Here is a 17,448-nt window from a genome sequence, read left to right on the forward strand (position 1 = left end):
ATGGCAACTATCGACCTGAGCCAGCTGCCCGCACCTGACGTAGTGGAGGTGCTGGATTATGAAACCCTGCTTGCCGAGCGAAAGGCGACGCTGATTTCCCTTTACCCTGCTGACCATCAGGAGGCCGTCGCCCGCACGCTGACGCTGGAGTCAGAACCCATCGTTAAACTGCTGCAGGAAAATGCTTATCGTGAGCTGATCCTGCGCCAGCGTATCAACGAGGCTGCAAAGGCGGTAATGGTGGCGTATTCACTGGACGGCGACCTTGACCAGCTTGGCGTTAACAATGGCGTAACCCGCCTGACCATTACCCCGGCCGACGATACAACCATTCCGCCAACCGCCGCCGTGATGGAAAGTGACGACGATTTCCGGCTGCGTATCGCCTCGGCGTTTGAGGGGCTTAGCGTTGCGGGGCCGACAGGCGCGTATGAATACCATGCCAGAAGCGCCGACGGCCGCGTAGCCGATGCATCAGCCATCAGCCCGTCGCCCGCCGTTGTAACCGTGACAGTGCTCGCGCGTGAGGGCAACGGCGTGGCGGGCGACGATTTGCTGGCCGTGGTTAACGCTGCGCTCAATGACGAAGACGTGCGCCCGGTTGCCGACCGGGTGAGCGTGCAGTCAGCGAAGATTATTAATTACGAAATCGAGGCCGAGCTGTACCTCTATCCGGGGCCGGAAGCTGAACCGATCCGCGCCGCTTCAGAGGCAAAGCTCGCCGCCTTTGTCAGCGCGCAGAAGCGTCTCGGCCGCGACATTCGCCTGTCTGCACTGTATGCCGCCATGCACGTTGAGGGCGTGCAGCGCGTCAACCTTATCAAGCCTTCTGCTGACGTGGTGCTCGACAAAACGCAGGCCGCTTACTGCACAGGCTACACGCTGACCGTGGGAGGCTCGGATGAGTGATCGCCTGCTGCCGACCGGCTCGTCAGCGCTTGAGGTTGCCGCCGCTGAGGCGCTGGCAAGCCCTGGTGCTATGAGCGTGCCGCTGCGCCAGTTATGGAATCCGCACACATGCCCGGTGGCGCTCCTGCCCTATCTGGCGTGGGCGTGGTCGGTTGACCGCTGGGATTCGGCCTGGCCCGAATCGACAAAGCGCGCCGTGGTTGCCGCCTCGCAGTACGTGCACCGGCACAAGGGCACGATAGGTGCTATCCGGCGCGTCGTTGAGCCGCTGGGCTATCTCATCAAAATAATCGAGTGGTGGAAAACTAATGAGACGCCAGGCACGTTCCGGCTTGACGTGGGCGTACTCGATACCGGCATTACCGAGGAAATGTATAACGAGCTGGAGCGCCTGATAGCCGATGCGAAGCCCTGCAGCCGTCACCTTATCGGCCTGTCCATCAATCTGGACGCGAACGGCGCGCTGCCGGTTGCCGTTGCCAGCTACAGCGGGGATGAGCTGACCGTTTACCCCTATACCCCTGAACTTATCAGCGTCGGCGGGCCGGGTTATTCCGGCGTGGCGGTGCATCTTATTGACCTGACGGAAGTGAGCGCATGACGACAAAATATTTTGCCCTGCTGACCAATCAGGGCGCGGCTAAGCTGGCGAACGCCGCCGCGCTCGGCACAAAAGTGAGCATCACATCATTGGGCGTCGGGGACGGTGGCGGCACGCTGCCGACGCCTGATGCGGCGCAGACTAAGCTCATCGGAGAGAAGCGCCGCGCGCAGCTTAATTCGCTGACCGTTGACGCGGCAAACAGCAGCCAGATTATCGCCGAGCAGATTATCCCCGAAAACGAGGGCGGTTTCTGGATCCGCGAAATCGGCCTGTATGATGCCGACGGCGTGCTGATTGCCGTTGCTAACTGCCCGGAAACCTATAAGCCGCTGCTGGCTGAAGGCAGCGGCAGAACGCAGACCGTGCGCATGATCCTGATTGTCAGCAGTACCGGTGATGTGGCGCTGAAGATAGACCCGGCTGTTGTGCTGGCGACCCGGCAATATGTGGATAAGGTTATGTCTGACCATATTGCCGCCGCTAATCCGCACAGACAGTATCTGCTTGCCGCTGACGGCTCGGCGCTGCCGGTTGGTATTCCTCAGCCGTGGCCGTCCGCAACCCCCCCGACAGGCTGGCTGAAGTGCAACGGCGCATCCTTCAGCGCCTCAGCCTATCCGGCACTGGCGAAAGTCTATCCGTCGCTGAAACTGCCAGACCTGCGAGGTGAGTTTATCCGCGGCTGGGACGACGGGCGCGGTGCGGACAGCGGGCGTGCACTGCTGGCCGCGCAGGGCGATGCCATTCGAAACATTACCGGTACTCAGTCGCTGGCCGTGCCCTACAACGGAAAGTCAGAGGGGCCTTTTTACAATAACGGCAAGAATTCAAATGAGGGCGTTTACCCTGACGGCACGGCTATCACAGACGGACCGCCGCTGGGTACGCAGGCCAATGGCACAACCGTGGGGGAAAAAATCTATTTTGACGCCTCACGCGTAGTACCGGTGGCAGCGGAGAACCGTCCGCGAAACGTGGCGTTTAACTACATCGTGAGGGCTGCATAATGGCTAAGGTAACACTTGATAAAAACGGGCTGGCAAAAGCAGACGGTACGCTGACAGTTTACGGATATGACGCGCTGACCGGGGAGTTTACCGGCGCGGTGCAGGAATTTCTTCCGCAGGGCGTCGGCCTGCCCGCCTGCGGCTGCCTGACCGCACCGCCTGCCGCGCAAGCGGGCATGGTGGCCGTGTATCAGGATGGCAGCTGGCTGAGCGTGCCGGACCATCGCGGCGAAACGGTTTACCCGGTTTCCGGCGGCGCGCCGTTGAAGATTACAGCTCCCGGCGACTATCCCGCAGATACCACAACGCAGGCTCCGTCGACCGCGTTTGATAAGTGGGACGGTGAAAAATGGGTAACCGACAGCGATGCACAGCAGCAGTCACTGCTTGATGCAGCGGCCAGCGAAAAATCAGCGCGCGTGAGTGAGGTCAATGGTATCACCCAGGCATGGCAGACGCAGCTGCTGCTCGGCATTATCACCGATGCAGATAAAGCCCTGCTGACGTCGTGGATGAAATACATTCAGGCGGTGCAGGCCGCAGATATCACCAAAGCGCCAGATATCAGCTGGCCGGAAAAGCCTGAGTAACTTAAAAGCCCTTCGGGGCTTTTCTTTTGTCCGCTGATCATCCAGCAAACTGCAACCGCATGCATGGCCCCGCCTGACCTGACACCCTGAGCACACCCTCAAAACGGAGTGCATCAGATGTCTGATTATCATCACGGTGTCCGCGTCGTCGAAGTTAACGACGGCACGCGCACCATTACAACCGTATCAACCGCAATCGTCGGCATGGTCTGCACCGCGCAGGATGCGGACGCGGCAACGTTCCCGCTTAATACGCCGGTACTTATCACCAACGTGCAGGCCGCTATCGGTAAGGCCGGTAAAAAAGGCACGCTCGCCGCCGCGCTGCAGGCCATTGCCGACCAGTCAAAACCCGTGTCCGTCGTCGTGCGCGTGGCTGAAGGTGCCGACGAAGCCGAAACCACGTCCAATATCATCGGCGGCACGGATGAAAACGGCCAGTACACCGGCATGAAAGCGCTGCTCGCTGCGCAGACCCAGCTCGATGTTAAGCCTCGCATTCTCGGCGTGCCGGGGCTGGATTCACTGGCGGTGGCGACAGCGTTAGCCAGCATCGCGCAGCAGCTGCGCGCCTTTGCCTATGTCTCGGCGTGGGAATGCAAAACCATTTCCGAAGCCCGCCTGTACCGTCAGAACTTCAGCCAGCGTGAAATCATGGTTATCTGGCCGGACTTTCTCACCTGGAACACCACGACCAGCAAATCCGATACCGCCTTTGCGACCGCGCGTGCGCTGGGCCTGCGTGCGAAAATTGACAACGACACCGGCTGGCATAAAACCCTGTCTAACGTCGGCGTTAACAATGTGACCGGCATTTCCGCATCGGTGTTCTGGGATCTGCAGCAGACTGGCACCGACGCCGACCTGCTCAACGAGGCCGACGTCACCACGCTGATCCGTAAGGACGGCTTCCGCTTCTGGGGCAACCGTACCTGCAGCGACGACCCGCTGTTTCAGTTTGAGAACTACACCCGCACGGCGCAGGTGCTGGCCGACACGATGGCCGAGGCGCACATGTGGGCGGTTGATAAGCCGCTGACGCCGGTTCTGGTGCGCGAGATTATCGCGGGCATCAATGCGAAATTCCGCGAGCTGGTTAACGCCGGTTATCTGCTGGGTGCGTCTGCCTGGTATGACGAAAGCGCCAACGATAAAGACACCCTGAAGGCGGGAAAACTTTTTATCGATTATGACTATACGCCGGTTCCGCCGCTGGAAGATTTAACCCTTCGCCAGCGTATCACCGACACCTATCTGGCGAACTTCGCCGCATCCGTAAACAGCTGAGGAGCCGGATAAATGGCACTGCCACGCAAACTGAAGGGCATGAACCTTTTCAATAACGCAAACAGCTATCAGGGCGTCGTGACTGCCGTCACCCTGCCGAAGCTGGCGCGCAAGCTCGACCCGTTTCGCGCAGGCGGCATGAGCGGCGCGGCCTTTATCGATAACGGTCTGGAAGATGACGCGCTTGATATTGAGTGGAGCATCGGCGGTATTGATGAGCTGGTACTCACGCAGTGGGGAGCCTCTGACATTCCCCTGCGATTTACCGGCTCTTATCAGCGCGACGATACCGGCGAGGAAATCGCGGTAGAGATTGAGGTGCGCGGTAAGCATCAGTCGTTTGATTTCGGCGAAGCCAAACAGGGTGAAGATACCGAAACCAAAATCACCTCGAAAAACACCTATTACAAGCTGACCTTTAACGGCAAAGAGCTGATCGAAATCGACACCATCAACATGGTGGAGAAGGTCAACGGCACTGACCGTCTTGAACAGCGTCGTAAAAACCTCGGCCTGGTATAAACCCTGACGCCAGCGCAAGTCGCTGGCTTTACCTGACTACAGTGAACAGAGAACAATCATGGAAAAGAAAGAAAATGTTGTTGAGTTTGAAACCCCGCTGAAGCGCGGCGAAACCGAAATCAAAAGCGTGGAGCTGGTCAAGCCGACGGCCGGAAGTCTGCGCGGCGTGCGACTGGCCGATCTGTGCCAGTCGGATGTTGACGCCCTGCTGACCGTGCTTCCCCGCATTACCGTGCCAGCGCTTACAAAGGCCGAGTGCAATGCCCTTGATCCGGTTGATCTGATTGCACTCGGCGGAAAGGTGATCGGTTTTTTGCAATCGAAGTCGGAGGAATAGACTGGCCGCGCGGCCTGACGGTTAACGACCTGATGGCCGATATTGCCACGATATTTCACTGGCAACCTTCCGAGATGTACGACATGCCGCTGGCCGAGCTGATGGACTGGCGGCATAAAGCCTTTATCCGCAGCGGAGCGACCCCGGATGAGCAATAACCTCAAGGTGCAGGTGCTGCTGAACGCGGTAGACAAAGCCTCGCGCCCCTTCAAAGCCGTGCAGACCGCCTCTAAAAATCTGTCGTCTGACATTCGCCAGACACAATCAACGATCAAGGAACTGGATGCGCAGGCCGGAAAAATTGACGGCTTTCGTAAGGCCAGCGCGCAGCTGGCCGTCACGCAGCAGAGCCTTAAGGACGCGAAGCAGGAGGCGGCAGCGCTGGCCGTGCAGTTTAAAAACACGGAGCGCCCGACGACACAGCAGGCCCGCGCGCTTGAAAAGGCCCGGCAGGCGGCGGCTGAGCTGCAGGCCAAAACCAACAGCCTGCGCCTTTCGGTGCAGCAGCAGCGCGAGGCACTTAACGCAGCGGGGATTTCCACTAAAAGCCTGAGCAGCGAGCAGCAGCGACTGAAATCCGCCTCGGCGCAGGCAACCGTCAGCCTTAGCCGTCAGAAGATGGAGCTGCAGCGGCTGAATGCGCAGCAGGAGCGGCTGAATCAGACCAGCGAGCGCTACCGGAAAGGCCAGGAGCTTTCCGCGAAAGTTCGTAACGGCGGCGCAGCCGGTGTCGGCGCAGCAACGGTCGGAGCTGTGGCCGCTTCATCCGTGCTGCGTCCTGGCTATGATTTCGACCTGGCGAACTCCACACTTCAGGCAACCCTTGGCCTCGATAAAAAGTCGCCTGAATTTCAGTCTCTGAGAACGCAGGCACGAAGCATCGGCGACAACACCGCAGCCTCAGCGAACGATGCCGCACAAGCGCAGATTGTTATAGCGAAAGCAGGTGGCAGCGTTGATGACATCAAGGCGGCAACACCGGTTACGCTGAATATGTCACTCGCTAACAATCAGACAATGGAAGATAGCGCAGAGCTGCTGATGAGCACTAAAAACGCTTTCGGCCTGGCTAATAGCCAAGTCGCTCACCTGGGCGATGTGATTTCCGCCACGCTTAACGGAACAGCTACAAAGTTTCAGGATCTTAGCGATGCAATGCCCTATGTCGCTTCGGTCGCGAAAAACGCCAAAGTAAGTGCAGAGCAAACTGCGGCGATGATTGGCGCGCTGGCAAATAATGGGACAACCGGCAGCATGGCCGGTACTGGCATTCGTGCAATGCTGCTGCGCGTACAGGCACCCACTGGCGAAGCCTTCAAGGCCATAAAAGAGCTGGGTGTTAACACGGCTGACAAAAAAGGCAACATGCGCCCGTTCTTCACCATCCTGAAGGAGATGCAGAAATCTTTTGAAAAAAACAAACTTGGTGATGCGCAGCAGGCCGAATATCTGAAAACCATATTCGGGGAGGAAGCCGCGTCTTCAGCAGTGACGCTGATGAAATCTGCATCCAGCGGTGAGCTTGACAGGCTGACTAAGAATTTCCAGAACTCTGATGGCAGCACAGAAAAGCTGGTAAAAGTGCAGCAGGACAATCTCGGCGGCGACTTCAAGGAAATGCAGTCAGGTTATGAGGCGCTGGGCACAGATATTTATGACCAGATGGACAGCAGCCTGCGCACACTTACCCAGGACACAACGAAATTTCTGCTCAATATAGATAAATGGGTACAGGCAAATCCGGCCTTGTCAGCGGGCCTTGCTAAGGCGGCAATGGCGGGACTGATTTTTGTAGGCGCGTTGGGTGCTATCGGACTGGTAGCCTGGCCGGTGATTGCGGGCGTTAATACCCTGATTGCCGGGGCGGGCTTCCTCGGCACGGCATTCAGCATCGCGGGCGGCGCTATTACGGCCGCGCTCGGCGCTATCACGCTGCCGGTTGTGGCCGTCGCGGCGGCAATCGTGGCCGGTGCGCTACTGGTGCGGAAATACTGGGAACCTATCAGCGCCTTTATCGCGGGCATGGCCGAAGGCTTCACCGCAGCGATGGGGCCGATCAGTGACTCCTTCGGTTCGCTGAAGCCGGTGTTTGAGTGGGTAGGTGGCAAGGTCAAAGAGCTGTGGGACTGGTTCGGCAAACTGCTGGAGCCGGTGAAATCCACGCAGACCGAGCTGGCTGCCGCCGGAGACATGGGTAAGAAATTTGGCAACATGCTGGCCGAGGCGCTGAAAATTCCAAGTCACGCGCTCGATCAGCTTATGGGCGGCATTGATTGGGTACTGGATAAGCTCGGCATCATCGACACGAAATCCGATGGCCTGAAAGACAAAGTGCCGTCGCCTGACCCGGTAGCAACCGGCGGTGCGGGTGCAGATACCGGCGGGCTGCAGTACAACATCGCCTATGGTGGCGCGCCTTACCGCCCGGTTTCAGCCCCGTCAGCTGGAGGCGGATTCACTGACCGCAGCCAGAATACTTATCAGTATGAAATCAACATGCACGAGGGCATGACCAAAGACGACGCAATGGCGCTGATGGCGCAGCACCAGGCAAAAGAGCAGCGAAATCGTCAGGCGCAGAACCGCAGCAAAATGGGCTGGGAGGATTAACCGATGATGATGATTTACGGCATGATGCCATTTATGCGACAGACCCTGCCTTACGGGGATATGCAGCAGAATATCGATTACCGCTGGCCCACTAACAGCCGGTTCGGGCAGCGTCCGTCGGCGCAGTTTATCGGTCCGGGCGATGAAAAAATTACGCTTTCCGGTGAGCTGCGCCCGGAAATCACGGGCGGCTCGGTGTCGCTGATGACCGTCCGCCTGATGGCCGACGAGGGGATGGCATGGCCGCTGATTGGCGGCAGTGGCATGATTTACGGCATGTACGTGATCGAGAGTATTTCTAACACCTTCAGCGAGTTCTACCCCAACGGAACGGCCAGCAAAATCATGTTTACCCTGAGCCTTAAGCGCGTGGATGAGTCGCTTACTGCTATGTTTGGCGATCTGAAGAAACAGGCTGACGGGCTTATCAGCGGCTCAAGCAATCTGCCAGGGCAGCTCACGTCAGCAATTGACGGCGTGAAGTCGGCGGCTGGTAGCCTGATTTCAACTGCAGGGGGGCTGCTGGGATGATCGGGATAAGCAGCCTGCCGGTGCAGGCCGGGGCGCAGCTGACGCCGGATTTCATGCTGAAGGTTAACTCTAAGGATGTCACAACCAACATCCGGGATCGCCTTATCTCGATGACACTTAATGATAATCGCGGCTTTGAAGCTGACCAGCTGGATATTGAGCTGGACGACGCCGACGGCCAGCTGGCAATGCCGGTGCGCGGCGCAGTGATAACGCTGTTTCTCGGCTGGAAGGGGCAGGCGCTTTTCGGCAAAGGTAATTTCACCGTTGATGAGGTTGAGCACCACGGCGCGCCTGACACCATGACCATTCGCGCCCGCAGCGCTGATTTCCGTGGCTCGCTCAATTCCCGCCGGGAGGTGTCCTATCACGACACTACCCTGGGGGAAGTCGTCACGCAGATAGCCGGGCGCAATAATTTAAAGCCAATGCTGGCCGATGGATTCGCCGGAATTGCCGTGGCGCACATTGACCAGACGCAGGAGACAGATGCTAAATTCCTGACGCGACTCGCCACGCTTTACGGTGCGGTTGCGGCAGTGAAGGCCGGGCGACTTCTGTTTATAAAGCCTGGTAACGGCGTCACCGCCAGCGGAAAGCCAATCCCACAGATGACTATCACGCGACAGGATGGCGACCGGCACAGCTTCAGCATTGCTGACCGGGGCGCATATACCGGCGTATCAGCGAGCTGGCTGCATACCAAAGACCCTAAACCTAAGAAAGTTAAGGTAAAGCGCAAGCCCAAAGAAAAGCACCTGCGCGCGCTGGAGCACCCGGCGGCGAAAAAGAAAAAGACGACCGCGACCAAAACACCAGAGGCCAGAGAGGGTGATTATCTGGCTGGCACGGAAGACAATATATTTACGCTGACGACCGTGTATGCGACGAAAGCGGCAGCAATGCGGGCGGCCAAAGCAAAGTGGGATAAGCTACAGCGTGGCGTCGCTGAGTTCTCGCTCACGCTCGCGATGGGGCGCGCCGACCTGTACCCGGAGACGCCGGTCAAAGTGAGCGGCTTTAAGTCGGTGATCGATGCGCAGCCGTGGCTGATTAGCAAAGTGACTCATAGCCTTTCAAGTGGAGGCTATACGACACAACTTGATTTTGAGGTATTGCTATCTGATGTTGAGTACACCGCAGAAGAGGATGACCATGCAAATGGCGAAGAGGTGTAAATAAGATGAAACTTAAATTTGCAAAATTAAGTTTGATTATTCAAAATGCAAACAGCCGCCACCGCTTCGCCACTCCAAGGATTATTGATCATGATGCACTGCCCGTTATGCAGCACCGCAGCTCACGCTAAAAGCAGCCGCTATATCTCAAAAGAAACAAAAGAGCGTTACCACCAATGCACCAACATCAATTGCAGTTGTACTTTTAAAACGCACGAGGCTCTAGCCGGGATTATCGTAAGTCCGGGGCAGGTGAACAAGGTGATGCTCCATGTACATCAAGAACAGCAGCCGTTACAGTTGCACTAAGCAAAGCCCGCGAAAGCGGGTTTTTTTATACACGCTGCCATTGAAAATTATCTGCTGCCATTTTGCTGCCATAGCAAAAATATAAAGGCCATAAATTTATTTAATATGTTGATATTTATAGATAAAATAATGAAAATTACTTTCAATATCAGTATAGCTTGTTTTAAGGCTGGAGCGCTAAGGGTCTGACAGGTAAACTCCCCTTAATCCTGTTATCTGACGTTGGTGTCGGCGTGGAACTGAAAGCAACCTCGATGGGCAAACGACTTGCCCAGCATCCTTATAATCGTGTCCGCCTGATGGCGGCGGGCGTCGAAGTCAGTGGCGATAAGCACGAGTATCTGATCCCCTTTAACCAGTTACTGGATATTGCCTGCAAGCGTGGGCTGGTATGGGGCGAACTGGAATTTTTGCTGGCCGATGAAAAAGTGGTTCGGCTGCACGGAACGGAATGGCAGGAGACGCAGCGCTTTCACCACTATCTGATGCAGGCCTGGCAGAGCTGGAGTCTGGAGATGAGCGCAGTCTGCCGTGAGGTACTCCAGTCGCTGCATGATGAAATCGAGACCTTTGGCGCGCAGGATCGTTGGCTCAACCGCCACGAACTGCAGGGGCTGAAAACAAAAATTCTCAAACAGTTCGATGCGTTGCCAATGCCTCTTATCCGCTTAAAAGAGTTTGCTGACTGCCGCGAGAACTGGGCGTTTTGTCAGCGCTGGCTGGATCAGGGTGACGCGGCCTTGCAGCAGCGAAACCGCGACTGGACGGCCGCTATGTTAAGCCGTTATCAGGCATTCTTTGCCAGCGTCGAGAGCACGCCACTGAATCAGTCGCAGTGTGAGGCGGTGGTCAACGGCGAAAATTCATTGCTGGTGCTGGCTGGCGCCGGTAGCGGTAAAACGTCAGTGCTGGTGGCCCGGGCAGGCTGGTTAATGCAGCGCAAGCTGGCCAGCGCCGATCAAATCCTGTTACTGGCATTTGGCCGCGAGGCTGCCAAAGAGATGAACGAGCGTATCCAGTCACGGCTCTCCGCGGATGACATCCAGGCGCGAACCTTCCATTCTCTGGCGCTGCATATTATTCGTGAAGGCAGTAATAAGCAGCCGGTTATCAGCAAGCTGGAGAGTGATGCGGATGCGCGTCGCGCGTTATTGATCCGGGAATGGCAGCAGCAGTGCCATGAGAAGAAAGCGATGGCAAACGGCTGGCGTCAGTGGCTGCGTGACGAACTGCAGTGGGAATTACCGGAGGGGCCTTTCTGGGAGGACGACAGGCTGGCAAAGCGGCTGGCGTCACGACTGGAGCGCTGGCTCGGCCTGATGCGCATGCACGGAGGTGCACAGGCAGCTATGATCGCGGATGTGCCGGAAGAGGTCCGGGATCTCTTCAGTAAACGCATCAAACTGATGGCACCGTTATTGAAAGCGTGGAAGAGTGCGTTGAAAGAGGAGGGCGCGGTCGACTTTTCGGGTCTGATTCATCAGGCAATAGCCGTTCTTGAAAAAGGGCGGTTTATCAGTCCGTGGAAACACATACTGGTGGATGAGTTCCAGGATATTTCACCTCAGCGTGCCGCCTTGCTCAGCGCACTCCGCCAGCAGAATAAGCGCACCGCCCTGTTTGCGGTTGGCGATGACTGGCAGGCTATCTATCGCTTCAGCGGCGCAGAGATGACGCTGACGACCGCATTCCATCACTATTTTGGTGAGGGTGATCGTTGCGTGCTCGACACCACCTACCGCTTTAACGATCGCATTGGCGATATTGCTAATCGTTTTATCCAGCAGAATCCTCAACAGCTGGCAAAACCACTGAATAGCGTCACCAAAGGCAATAAGAAATCGATTGCATTGCTGGCAGAGGATCAGCTGGACGCCCTGCTGAACAAACTCAGTGGTTATGCGAAACCGGATGAGCGTATTCTGCTGCTGGCGCGCTATCACTATCTGCGGCCAGACATACTGGATAAAGCCCGAACCCGCTGGCCGAAACTCAATCTGGACTTTATGACGATCCACGCCAGCAAAGGCCAGCAGGCGGATTATGTCATTCTGCTGGGATTACAACAGGGCAAAGAGGGGTTCCCGGCGGAAGTCCGCGAGTCAGTTATTGAACAGGGCTTACTGCCGCAGCCCGAACCTTTCCCGCATGCGGAGGAGCGCCGTCTGGCCTATGTGGCACTGACGCGAGCGCGTCAGCAGGTCTTTTTACTGTTCGATAAAGCAGCGCCGTCACCGTTTGTCGATGACTTCCGCGAGCTCGGTGTGCCAGTACTGCGTAAAGCCTGAGTTATTTCAGGCGATCGGCCAGATAGCGCTGATAATCGGGAATCATAATCTCCAGGCTTTGCGCAAACAGCGGCGACTGAATAATAAAGTCCGCTGTGGAGCGATTTGTGGCGACCGGAATATTCCAGACGGTTGCCAGACGCAGCAGCGCTTTGACATCCGGATCGTGCGGCACGGCGTTAAGCGGATCCCAGAAAAAAATCAGTGCATCAATTTTTCCTTCTGAAATCAGCGCACCCACCTGCTGATCACCACCCATCGGGCCGCTCAGCATGGCTGTCACGTTCAGGCCGGTATCACGATTAATCAGATTTCCGGTCGTCCCGGTCGCATAGAGGATGTGTTGTTCCAGCGCGGGCTGATTCTGTTTAACCCAGTCAAGCAGTGCGGCTTTGCAGTGGTCATGGGCGACCAGCGCGATATGTTTTATGGTGCCAAGGGTGCGAACAGTCTGTTCCATAGAGGCGTCCTGATAGCTCATGCGCAATGAGAGGGATCCTGAGTTTACCTCTGGCCCATTAACGCTATCAACTCGTACGTAGCATTTTGACCAGTGTCATAAATTGCTGGCGCGTCGCTTCATCGAAACGATGAAACCAGCGGTGCAGCGAGGGCAGTTCGGCCTGTGAAGTCCAGTCCAGGTCGGCGGTAAGCCTGACGGAAGAGGGGGGAGCAGAAGCGGAATTTGCAAACCGGGGCACAGAGGCGATCTGGCGGGTGCGGTTATAATTCAGCATCGCTTTTTCCATGTCGGCGGTTGTGATGGCCGGCAGGTGGTCACGCACGCTGGTAATCTCCGTGCCTTTTTCATCCACCAGCTGGAAGTTAAGGCTGCGGTCAAAATGATAACGCTCGCGTTTTGTCTCCAGCGCGGGCAGCCGAATAGTAATGGTTTTGGCTACAGCAGTGAACGTGACAATCATCGGCAGAGACTGATAGGCAATGACATTCTCTTTCAGCCCTTTGCGCTGATGCTCTACCCGGAACAGAAACTGATGCTGACCGCGATCCAGCTCCAGGCTGTCAGCTCCTTTGAGGAGCGAGCCTGAAATTTTTCGACCATCCAGCACCAGTAGCTCGATTTGCGGATCAAGCTTTAATGTGATGGCAGAACAGGACGCCGAAACGAGGAGTGTAAGTAACCCCGTTACAGCCAGCGACAGCTTCATTTCAACTCCGATAACTGATGACACGAAAGGGGATGTGTAGCAAATTCTTACATTATGGCAGTTAATTTACATTTAAACATATTTATTCGTGCGCGGGTTCAATTAATTGTGCTCAGGACTTACCCGTTAACGAGCGCACCCATCTACACTCAACGCTGGCCTGAAAGGAGAGAAACATGAACGACCAGACAATTCGTGACGTGCTGACGCGAACCCAACGTATCGCCTTAGTTGGAGCAAGTGATCGCCCCGAACGTCCCAGTTACGGTGTGATGAAGTATCTGCTTGATCAGGGCTATGACGTGATCCCGGTCAGCCCGAAACTTGCAGGGAAAACAGTGCTGGGGCAACAGGGTTATGCCAGTCTGGCGGATGTACCCGGCGGGATTGATATGGTGGATGTCTTCCGCAATTCTGAAGCCGCATGGGGTGTCGCCCAGGAGGCTATAGCCGTCGGGGCAAAGACATTATGGCTGCAACTCGGCGTGATTAATGAACAGGCGGCTGTGCTGGCTCTGGATGCAGGCATGACAGTCATTATGGATCGTTGCCCGAAGATTGAAATTCCACGTCTGGGGATTACGCGCTAAATCAGGGGTGGCGGCAGAGCGTGCCGCCACAGATTAGTGTCGCAAATGAGGTGCCTGCAATTGCTGACGTACGGATGCAGCGAGCTCATCCATTGAAGGTTGCTCAGGATGTTCAATGCTGGTTTCACCTGAAAGCTGTATCTCTGCGACATAGGTATGAACCTGATCGCCTTCCTCATCTTCCATCACCACATGATACCAGGGTGCGGTACGCATCTTTTCTTCTGCGCCAACATCTTCAATTTTAGGCTCGTCTAACGAGTACTCAGGATCGACATCAACGATAACGCCCAGTACGCCGGACAAACGATGACGAACCTGCTGACCAATACCAAATTTACTGGCAATCATAGTGACCTCCGAAAAAAAGCTCTCTTACCAATATGGGGTCAGGAGCCCATTTTTCAAGTCACATCACGCGGCAGGCAAAACCTTTCAGATAGAGGCCTTCCGGATAGCTGGCGATGACCGGATGATCCGCTGCCTGACGGAACTGTTCGATAAACTGCACTTCGCGTCCCGCATCCAGCGCGGCATCGGCAATAATCTTCTGGAACAGTTCGGTAGCCATCAGACCGGAGCAGGAGAAGGTCATCAGGACCCCGCCCGGATTCAGTAACTGAATGGCAAGCATATTAATATCTTTATAGCCGCGACAGGCACCCATTAACTGGCTTTTGTTTTCGACGAATTTGGGCGGATCCATAATGATCAGATCAAATTTCTCGCCACTGTCACGATAGCGGCGCAGCAGTTTGAACACATCATCACGCTCAAAACGGGCGCGAGAAAGATCCAGCTCGTTCAGTTCAACGTTCTGACGGGCTACGTCCAGCGCTTCCTGAGAGGTATCCACACTGATGACTTCTTTACACCCACCCATCAGCGCAGAAACAGCGAATCCGCCTGTGTAAGAGAAGCAGTTCAGTACACGTGCATCCTGTGCATAACGACGCGTAGCAAGACGACTGTCACGCTGATCAAGGTAATAGCCCGTTTTATGGCCGCCCTGGATATCAACCAGCAGCTTCATGCCATGTTCTGTGATCGGCAGCAGGGGCGGTGGCAGTTCACCGGTGACGGGGCCTTGTGTCAGCTCCAGACCTTCTTTCTTACGCACGGCCACGTCAGAACGGTCATAGATGGCGCAGCCAGGGAAACACTGCTGCAGGGCGGTGATAATCGCCGCACGCTGATATTCCGCGCCAGCCGAGAGCAGCTGCATTACTAAAAAGTTGCCAAAACGATCAATAGTGACGCCGGGCAAATTATCAGACTCACCGGCAATCAGGCGATAACTGTCCAGACCATCACGGGCCGCCAGCCATTTACGCCACTGCTGCGCCTGTTCGAAACGGCGGACAAAGAAAGCGATATCGATGGATTCATCGGCCTGCCAGCTCCAGACGCGGGCGCGAATCTGCGACTCGGGTGAATATGCGGCGCGAGCCAGCCATTTGCCGTTGCTGTCACAAACGTCAAGGGTTTCACCCCGTTGTGCTTTACCTTCCAGACGTGCAACGGCACCTGAAAAGACCCATGGATGGCGACGGAGCAGGGACTTTTCACGTCCCTTTGCGAGAATCAATCTGACTGTCATAGTTTGCTATGCTTACCTGAAAAAATGAGGCGCCATTGTCCGGTGGATAACGGGAAATTGCAACGAACAGCAGCAGGAGAGAATAATGTCAGCAGCCTGTTTTAAAGCATGGGTTCATGGCCGCGTCCAGGGCGTCGGGTTTCGTTACAGTACGCAGGCAGAAGCCAGGACGCTGGGCGTGCTGGGCTACGCGCGGAATCTGGATGACGGCAGCGTCGAGGTGCTGGCCTGGGGCGACGCGGAGAAGGTCGAAGCGCTAATCGCCTGGCTTAAAGCGGGCGGGCCCCGCAGTGCGCGCGTTGATAAGGTGCTGGTGGAACCGCACCAGCCCGCAGAGCCACCCCGCGATTTTACAACCGGTTAATCACAGACACTTTGCCGGTTTAGGCAGGCCGGCAATTTTCGTTGCCTGTTTAGCCGGCCCTTCAGGAAACAGGCGGAAGAGGTAGCGGCTGTTGCCTTTCTCTTCCCCGTATTTCTTCGCCATTGCCTTTACCAGCATCCGCACGGCGGGTGAGGTATTAAATTCCAGATAAAACGCGCGCACAAAATGGACCACTTCCCAGTGTGCTTCGGTCATGGTGAGGCCTTCCCGCTCAGCAATGTGTGCCGCCAGCGCTTCACTCCAGTCGTCGGTACTCTTCAGATAGCCTTCGGCATCGACGGCGATTTCGTTACCGTTAAAATTCACGTGATCTCCTCTCTGTAAATGACGGCGCAGTTTAGCAAACCTGGCAGGCAGTAAAAGCAAAAACCCCGCCGAAGCGGGGTTTTACAGGCCGACTGTCATTGCCGGTTAGTTGCTGCGGGCGAAACCCAGCAGGCTAAGCAGGCTGACGAAGATGTTATACAACGAAACATAGAGGCTGACCGTCGCGCGGATGTAGTTGGTTTCGCCACCATGAATGATGTTGCTGGTTTCCCACAAAATCGCACCGGCTGAAAACAGAATAAACAGGGCGCTGATAGCCAGATGCAGGGCAGGCAACTGCAGGAAGATGTTGGCGACCACCGCAACCAGCAGTACCACAAAACCTGCCATCATCATGCCACCCAGGAAGGACATATCACGACGGGTTGTCAGCACGTAGGCAGAACAGCAGAAGAACACCAGCGCCGTACCGCCCAGCGCCAGTGCGATCACGTCGCCCATGCCTGCGGTTAAGAAGGAGCTCAGAATAGGGCCCAAGCAGTATCCCAGGAAGCCGGTAAACGCAAACGCGGCAAGAATACCCATCGGGCTGTTAGCCAGGCGGTAGGTTAAAAACATCAAACCATAGAAGCCGACCAGCATCAGGATCAGGCCCGGCGCAGGCAAGGCAAGCAGGGTGCTGGCGGTAGCTGTAACCGCCGAAAAGGCCAGAGTCAGCCCAAGCAGAAAATAGGTATTGCGCAGAACTCTGTGCGTTGAAAGCAGTGACGACTGCGATGAGGTGACAATTCTTTCCATGTTGCGCTCCTTTAAGCAGAACACTAATAAGCAGATCGTTAAATATGTGCCGAGAATACGCAGCCCATTAAAGAGGGAAAAGGCGTTTTACCCTTCTTTACGCGCTAATCTGCTAATTGTTTGAGCAGAGTGGCGATTTTGACACCAAAAAATCACAATCTGGCTGTTTTTCAGGCGAATAAACAGATAGATGCTTTACATCCCTAAACGGGGTGTTTATAGTGCGCGTCATTGCGGAGGGGTGGCCGAGCGGCTTAAGGCAGCGGTCTTGAAAACCGCCGATGGGAAACCATCCGAGAGTTCGAATCTCTCCTCCTCCGCCACTTTATCTGCCACGGGCAATAAAGCGGTAAAAATCAATAGTTTTGCCGATGCAGTACAGTTTCAAAACGGAGGGGTGGCCGAGCGGCTTAAGGCAGCGGTCTTGAAAACCGCCGATGGGAAACCATCCGAGAGTTCGAATCTCT

At 55.9% G+C, this 17,448-nt stretch carries 22 protein-coding genes and 1 tRNA gene; 17 read left to right on the forward strand and 6 right to left on the reverse strand.

Translation table 11 applies throughout. The features are described 5' to 3' along the window. The 14 genes from Q7C21_RS09820 to helD all read left to right on the forward strand — a co-directional run bounded on the left by Q7C21_RS09820 (position 1) and on the right by helD (position 12,172). Positions 1-909 carry a baseplate assembly protein gene (locus Q7C21_RS09820; protein WP_375150682.1) on the forward strand — a complete coding sequence of 303 codons (909 nt, stop codon included), beginning with the start codon at positions 1-3 and terminating at the stop codon, positions 907-909. Continuing rightward, positions 902-1,510, forward strand: coding sequence for a phage tail protein I (locus Q7C21_RS09825; protein WP_375150683.1), 609 nt, complete (start codon positions 902-904; stop codon positions 1,508-1,510). Before Q7C21_RS09820 ends, Q7C21_RS09825 begins: the two co-directional genes overlap by 8 nt. Further along, positions 1,507-2,520, forward strand: a complete 1,014-nt coding sequence (locus Q7C21_RS09830) for a phage tail protein (RefSeq protein ID WP_375150684.1) — start codon at positions 1,507-1,509, stop codon at positions 2,518-2,520. Before Q7C21_RS09825 ends, Q7C21_RS09830 begins: the two co-directional genes overlap by 4 nt. Then, positions 2,520-3,110, forward strand: coding sequence for a tail fiber assembly protein (locus tag Q7C21_RS09835; protein ID WP_375150685.1), 591 nt, complete (start codon positions 2,520-2,522; stop codon positions 3,108-3,110). Before Q7C21_RS09830 ends, Q7C21_RS09835 begins: the two co-directional genes overlap by 1 nt. A 117-nt stretch (positions 3,111-3,227) precedes the next feature. Then, the gene (locus Q7C21_RS09840; protein WP_375150686.1) at positions 3,228-4,397 is read left to right on the forward strand and encodes a phage tail sheath protein; all 1,170 of its coding nucleotides are present in this window, start codon (positions 3,228-3,230) and stop codon (positions 4,395-4,397) included. Between the two features lie 12 nt (positions 4,398-4,409). Then, entirely contained in the window at positions 4,410-4,919 is a 510-nt protein-coding gene (locus Q7C21_RS09845; protein ID WP_375150687.1) for a phage major tail tube protein, read from the forward strand. A gap of 58 nt (positions 4,920-4,977) precedes the next feature. Then, on the forward strand, positions 4,978-5,256 hold the full coding sequence (locus Q7C21_RS09850; RefSeq protein WP_375150688.1) for a phage tail assembly protein: 279 nt from the start codon (positions 4,978-4,980) through the stop codon (positions 5,254-5,256). A 32-nt stretch (positions 5,257-5,288) separates the two neighbouring features. Beyond that, positions 5,289-5,414, forward strand: a complete 126-nt coding sequence (locus tag Q7C21_RS09855; RefSeq protein WP_111207766.1) for a GpE family phage tail protein — start codon at positions 5,289-5,291, stop codon at positions 5,412-5,414. After that, positions 5,404-7,866 carry a phage tail tape measure protein gene (locus Q7C21_RS09860; protein ID WP_375150689.1) on the forward strand — a complete coding sequence of 821 codons (2,463 nt, stop codon included), beginning with the start codon at positions 5,404-5,406 and terminating at the stop codon, positions 7,864-7,866. Before Q7C21_RS09855 ends, Q7C21_RS09860 begins: the two co-directional genes overlap by 11 nt. A 3-nt stretch (positions 7,867-7,869) precedes the next feature. Further along, complete coding sequence (locus tag Q7C21_RS09865) at positions 7,870-8,397, forward strand: phage tail protein (protein WP_375150690.1); 528 nt, start codon at positions 7,870-7,872, stop codon at positions 8,395-8,397. Next, positions 8,394-9,575: a phage late control D family protein gene (locus Q7C21_RS09870; RefSeq protein WP_375150691.1), complete on the forward strand. Its 1,182-nt coding sequence runs from the start codon at positions 8,394-8,396 to the stop codon at positions 9,573-9,575. Before Q7C21_RS09865 ends, Q7C21_RS09870 begins: the two co-directional genes overlap by 4 nt. A 5-nt stretch (positions 9,576-9,580) precedes the next feature. Then, on the forward strand, positions 9,581-9,706 hold the full coding sequence (locus Q7C21_RS09875) for a hypothetical protein (protein ID WP_375150697.1): 126 nt from the start codon (positions 9,581-9,583) through the stop codon (positions 9,704-9,706). Beyond that, on the forward strand, positions 9,666-9,884 hold the full coding sequence (locus Q7C21_RS09880) for an ogr/Delta-like zinc finger family protein (RefSeq protein WP_010246660.1): 219 nt from the start codon (positions 9,666-9,668) through the stop codon (positions 9,882-9,884). Before Q7C21_RS09875 ends, Q7C21_RS09880 begins: the two co-directional genes overlap by 41 nt. A 233-nt stretch (positions 9,885-10,117) precedes the next feature. Further along, a complete protein-coding gene (helD, locus tag Q7C21_RS09885) occupies positions 10,118-12,172 on the forward strand; it encodes a DNA helicase IV (RefSeq protein ID WP_039660963.1) in 2,055 nt (684 codons plus the stop codon). 1 nt (position 12,173) lies between these two features. Here the strand turns inward: helD and mgsA are convergent, their stop codons facing one another. Both mgsA and Q7C21_RS09895 read right to left on the reverse strand, forming a co-directional pair. Further along, positions 12,174-12,632 carry a methylglyoxal synthase gene (gene mgsA / locus Q7C21_RS09890; RefSeq protein ID WP_003850029.1) on the reverse strand — a complete coding sequence of 153 codons (459 nt, stop codon included), beginning with the start codon at positions 12,630-12,632 and terminating at the stop codon, positions 12,174-12,176. 67 nt (positions 12,633-12,699) lie between these two features. Then, the gene (locus tag Q7C21_RS09895) at positions 12,700-13,341 is read right to left on the reverse strand and encodes a DUF2057 family protein (RefSeq protein ID WP_008925883.1); all 642 of its coding nucleotides are present in this window, start codon (positions 13,339-13,341) and stop codon (positions 12,700-12,702) included. Positions 13,342-13,517: 176 nt separating this feature from the next. Between Q7C21_RS09895 and Q7C21_RS09900 the strand changes: the two genes are divergently transcribed. Further along, positions 13,518-13,931, forward strand: coding sequence for a CoA-binding protein (locus Q7C21_RS09900; RefSeq protein ID WP_375150692.1), 414 nt, complete (start codon positions 13,518-13,520; stop codon positions 13,929-13,931). A gap of 33 nt (positions 13,932-13,964) precedes the next feature. On the opposite strand, the gene hspQ is transcribed toward Q7C21_RS09900, so the two are convergent. Both hspQ and rlmI read right to left on the reverse strand, forming a co-directional pair. After that, the gene (hspQ, locus tag Q7C21_RS09905; RefSeq protein ID WP_010246651.1) at positions 13,965-14,282 is read right to left on the reverse strand and encodes a heat shock protein HspQ; all 318 of its coding nucleotides are present in this window, start codon (positions 14,280-14,282) and stop codon (positions 13,965-13,967) included. A gap of 58 nt (positions 14,283-14,340) precedes the next feature. Continuing rightward, positions 14,341-15,531, reverse strand: coding sequence for a 23S rRNA (cytosine(1962)-C(5))-methyltransferase RlmI (gene rlmI / locus Q7C21_RS09910; protein WP_003850021.1), 1,191 nt, complete (start codon positions 15,529-15,531; stop codon positions 14,341-14,343). An 85-nt stretch (positions 15,532-15,616) separates the two neighbouring features. Between rlmI and yccX the strand changes: the two genes are divergently transcribed. After that, positions 15,617-15,895 carry an acylphosphatase gene (gene yccX / locus Q7C21_RS09915; RefSeq protein ID WP_003850019.1) on the forward strand — a complete coding sequence of 93 codons (279 nt, stop codon included), beginning with the start codon at positions 15,617-15,619 and terminating at the stop codon, positions 15,893-15,895. On the opposite strand, the gene tusE is transcribed toward yccX, so the two are convergent. After that, positions 15,896-16,222 carry a sulfurtransferase TusE gene (tusE, locus tag Q7C21_RS09920; RefSeq protein WP_003850016.1) on the reverse strand — a complete coding sequence of 109 codons (327 nt, stop codon included), beginning with the start codon at positions 16,220-16,222 and terminating at the stop codon, positions 15,896-15,898. Between the two features lie 105 nt (positions 16,223-16,327). Further along, the gene (yccA, locus tag Q7C21_RS09925) at positions 16,328-16,981 is read right to left on the reverse strand and encodes an FtsH protease modulator YccA (protein WP_003850014.1); all 654 of its coding nucleotides are present in this window, start codon (positions 16,979-16,981) and stop codon (positions 16,328-16,330) included. Between the two features lie 235 nt (positions 16,982-17,216). Here yccA and Q7C21_RS09930 point away from each other — a divergent pair. After that, positions 17,217-17,304 (forward strand) — tRNA-Ser (locus tag Q7C21_RS09930). Positions 17,305-17,448 lie beyond the last annotated feature (144 nt).

The sequence above is a fragment of the Pantoea sp. ANP04 genome (genome assembly GCF_041982285.1).
Lineage (GTDB): Bacteria > Pseudomonadota > Gammaproteobacteria > Enterobacterales > Enterobacteriaceae > Pantoea > Pantoea eucalypti.

Excerpts from the sequence above, each read along its gene's own strand:
- Q7C21_RS09865 (WP_375150690.1), top strand. The coding sequence starts at position 7,870 with ATGATGATGATTTACGGCATGATGCCATTTATGCGACAGACCCTGCCT.
- Q7C21_RS09850 (WP_375150688.1), top strand. The coding sequence starts at position 4,978 with ATGGAAAAGAAAGAAAATGTTGTTGAGTTTGAAACCCCGCTGAAGCGC.
- yccX (WP_003850019.1), top strand. The coding sequence starts at position 15,617 with ATGTCAGCAGCCTGTTTTAAAGCATGGGTTCATGGCCGCGTCCAGGGC.
- Q7C21_RS09870 (WP_375150691.1), top strand. The coding sequence starts at position 8,394 with ATGATCGGGATAAGCAGCCTGCCGGTGCAGGCCGGGGCGCAGCTGACG.
- Q7C21_RS09825 (WP_375150683.1), top strand. The coding sequence starts at position 902 with ATGAGTGATCGCCTGCTGCCGACCGGCTCGTCAGCGCTTGAGGTTGCC.
- Q7C21_RS09835 (WP_375150685.1), top strand. The coding sequence starts at position 2,520 with ATGGCTAAGGTAACACTTGATAAAAACGGGCTGGCAAAAGCAGACGGT.
- hspQ (WP_010246651.1), bottom strand. The coding sequence starts at position 14,282 with ATGATTGCCAGTAAATTTGGTATTGGTCAGCAGGTTCGTCATCGTTTG.
- Q7C21_RS09875 (WP_375150697.1), top strand. The coding sequence starts at position 9,581 with ATGAAACTTAAATTTGCAAAATTAAGTTTGATTATTCAAAATGCAAAC.
- Q7C21_RS09830 (WP_375150684.1), top strand. The coding sequence starts at position 1,507 with ATGACGACAAAATATTTTGCCCTGCTGACCAATCAGGGCGCGGCTAAG.
- Q7C21_RS09840 (WP_375150686.1), top strand. The coding sequence starts at position 3,228 with ATGTCTGATTATCATCACGGTGTCCGCGTCGTCGAAGTTAACGACGGC.
- Q7C21_RS09895 (WP_008925883.1), bottom strand. The coding sequence starts at position 13,341 with ATGAAGCTGTCGCTGGCTGTAACGGGGTTACTTACACTCCTCGTTTCG.
- Q7C21_RS09860 (WP_375150689.1), top strand. The coding sequence starts at position 5,404 with ATGAGCAATAACCTCAAGGTGCAGGTGCTGCTGAACGCGGTAGACAAA.
- Q7C21_RS09880 (WP_010246660.1), top strand. The coding sequence starts at position 9,666 with ATGATGCACTGCCCGTTATGCAGCACCGCAGCTCACGCTAAAAGCAGC.
- Q7C21_RS09900 (WP_375150692.1), top strand. The coding sequence starts at position 13,518 with ATGAACGACCAGACAATTCGTGACGTGCTGACGCGAACCCAACGTATC.
- rlmI (WP_003850021.1), bottom strand. The coding sequence starts at position 15,531 with ATGACAGTCAGATTGATTCTCGCAAAGGGACGTGAAAAGTCCCTGCTC.
- Q7C21_RS09845 (WP_375150687.1), top strand. The coding sequence starts at position 4,410 with ATGGCACTGCCACGCAAACTGAAGGGCATGAACCTTTTCAATAACGCA.
- mgsA (WP_003850029.1), bottom strand. The coding sequence starts at position 12,632 with ATGGAACAGACTGTTCGCACCCTTGGCACCATAAAACATATCGCGCTG.
- Q7C21_RS09855 (WP_111207766.1), top strand. The coding sequence starts at position 5,289 with ATGGCCGATATTGCCACGATATTTCACTGGCAACCTTCCGAGATGTAC.
- Q7C21_RS09820 (WP_375150682.1), top strand. The coding sequence starts at position 1 with ATGGCAACTATCGACCTGAGCCAGCTGCCCGCACCTGACGTAGTGGAG.
- yccA (WP_003850014.1), bottom strand. The coding sequence starts at position 16,981 with ATGGAAAGAATTGTCACCTCATCGCAGTCGTCACTGCTTTCAACGCAC.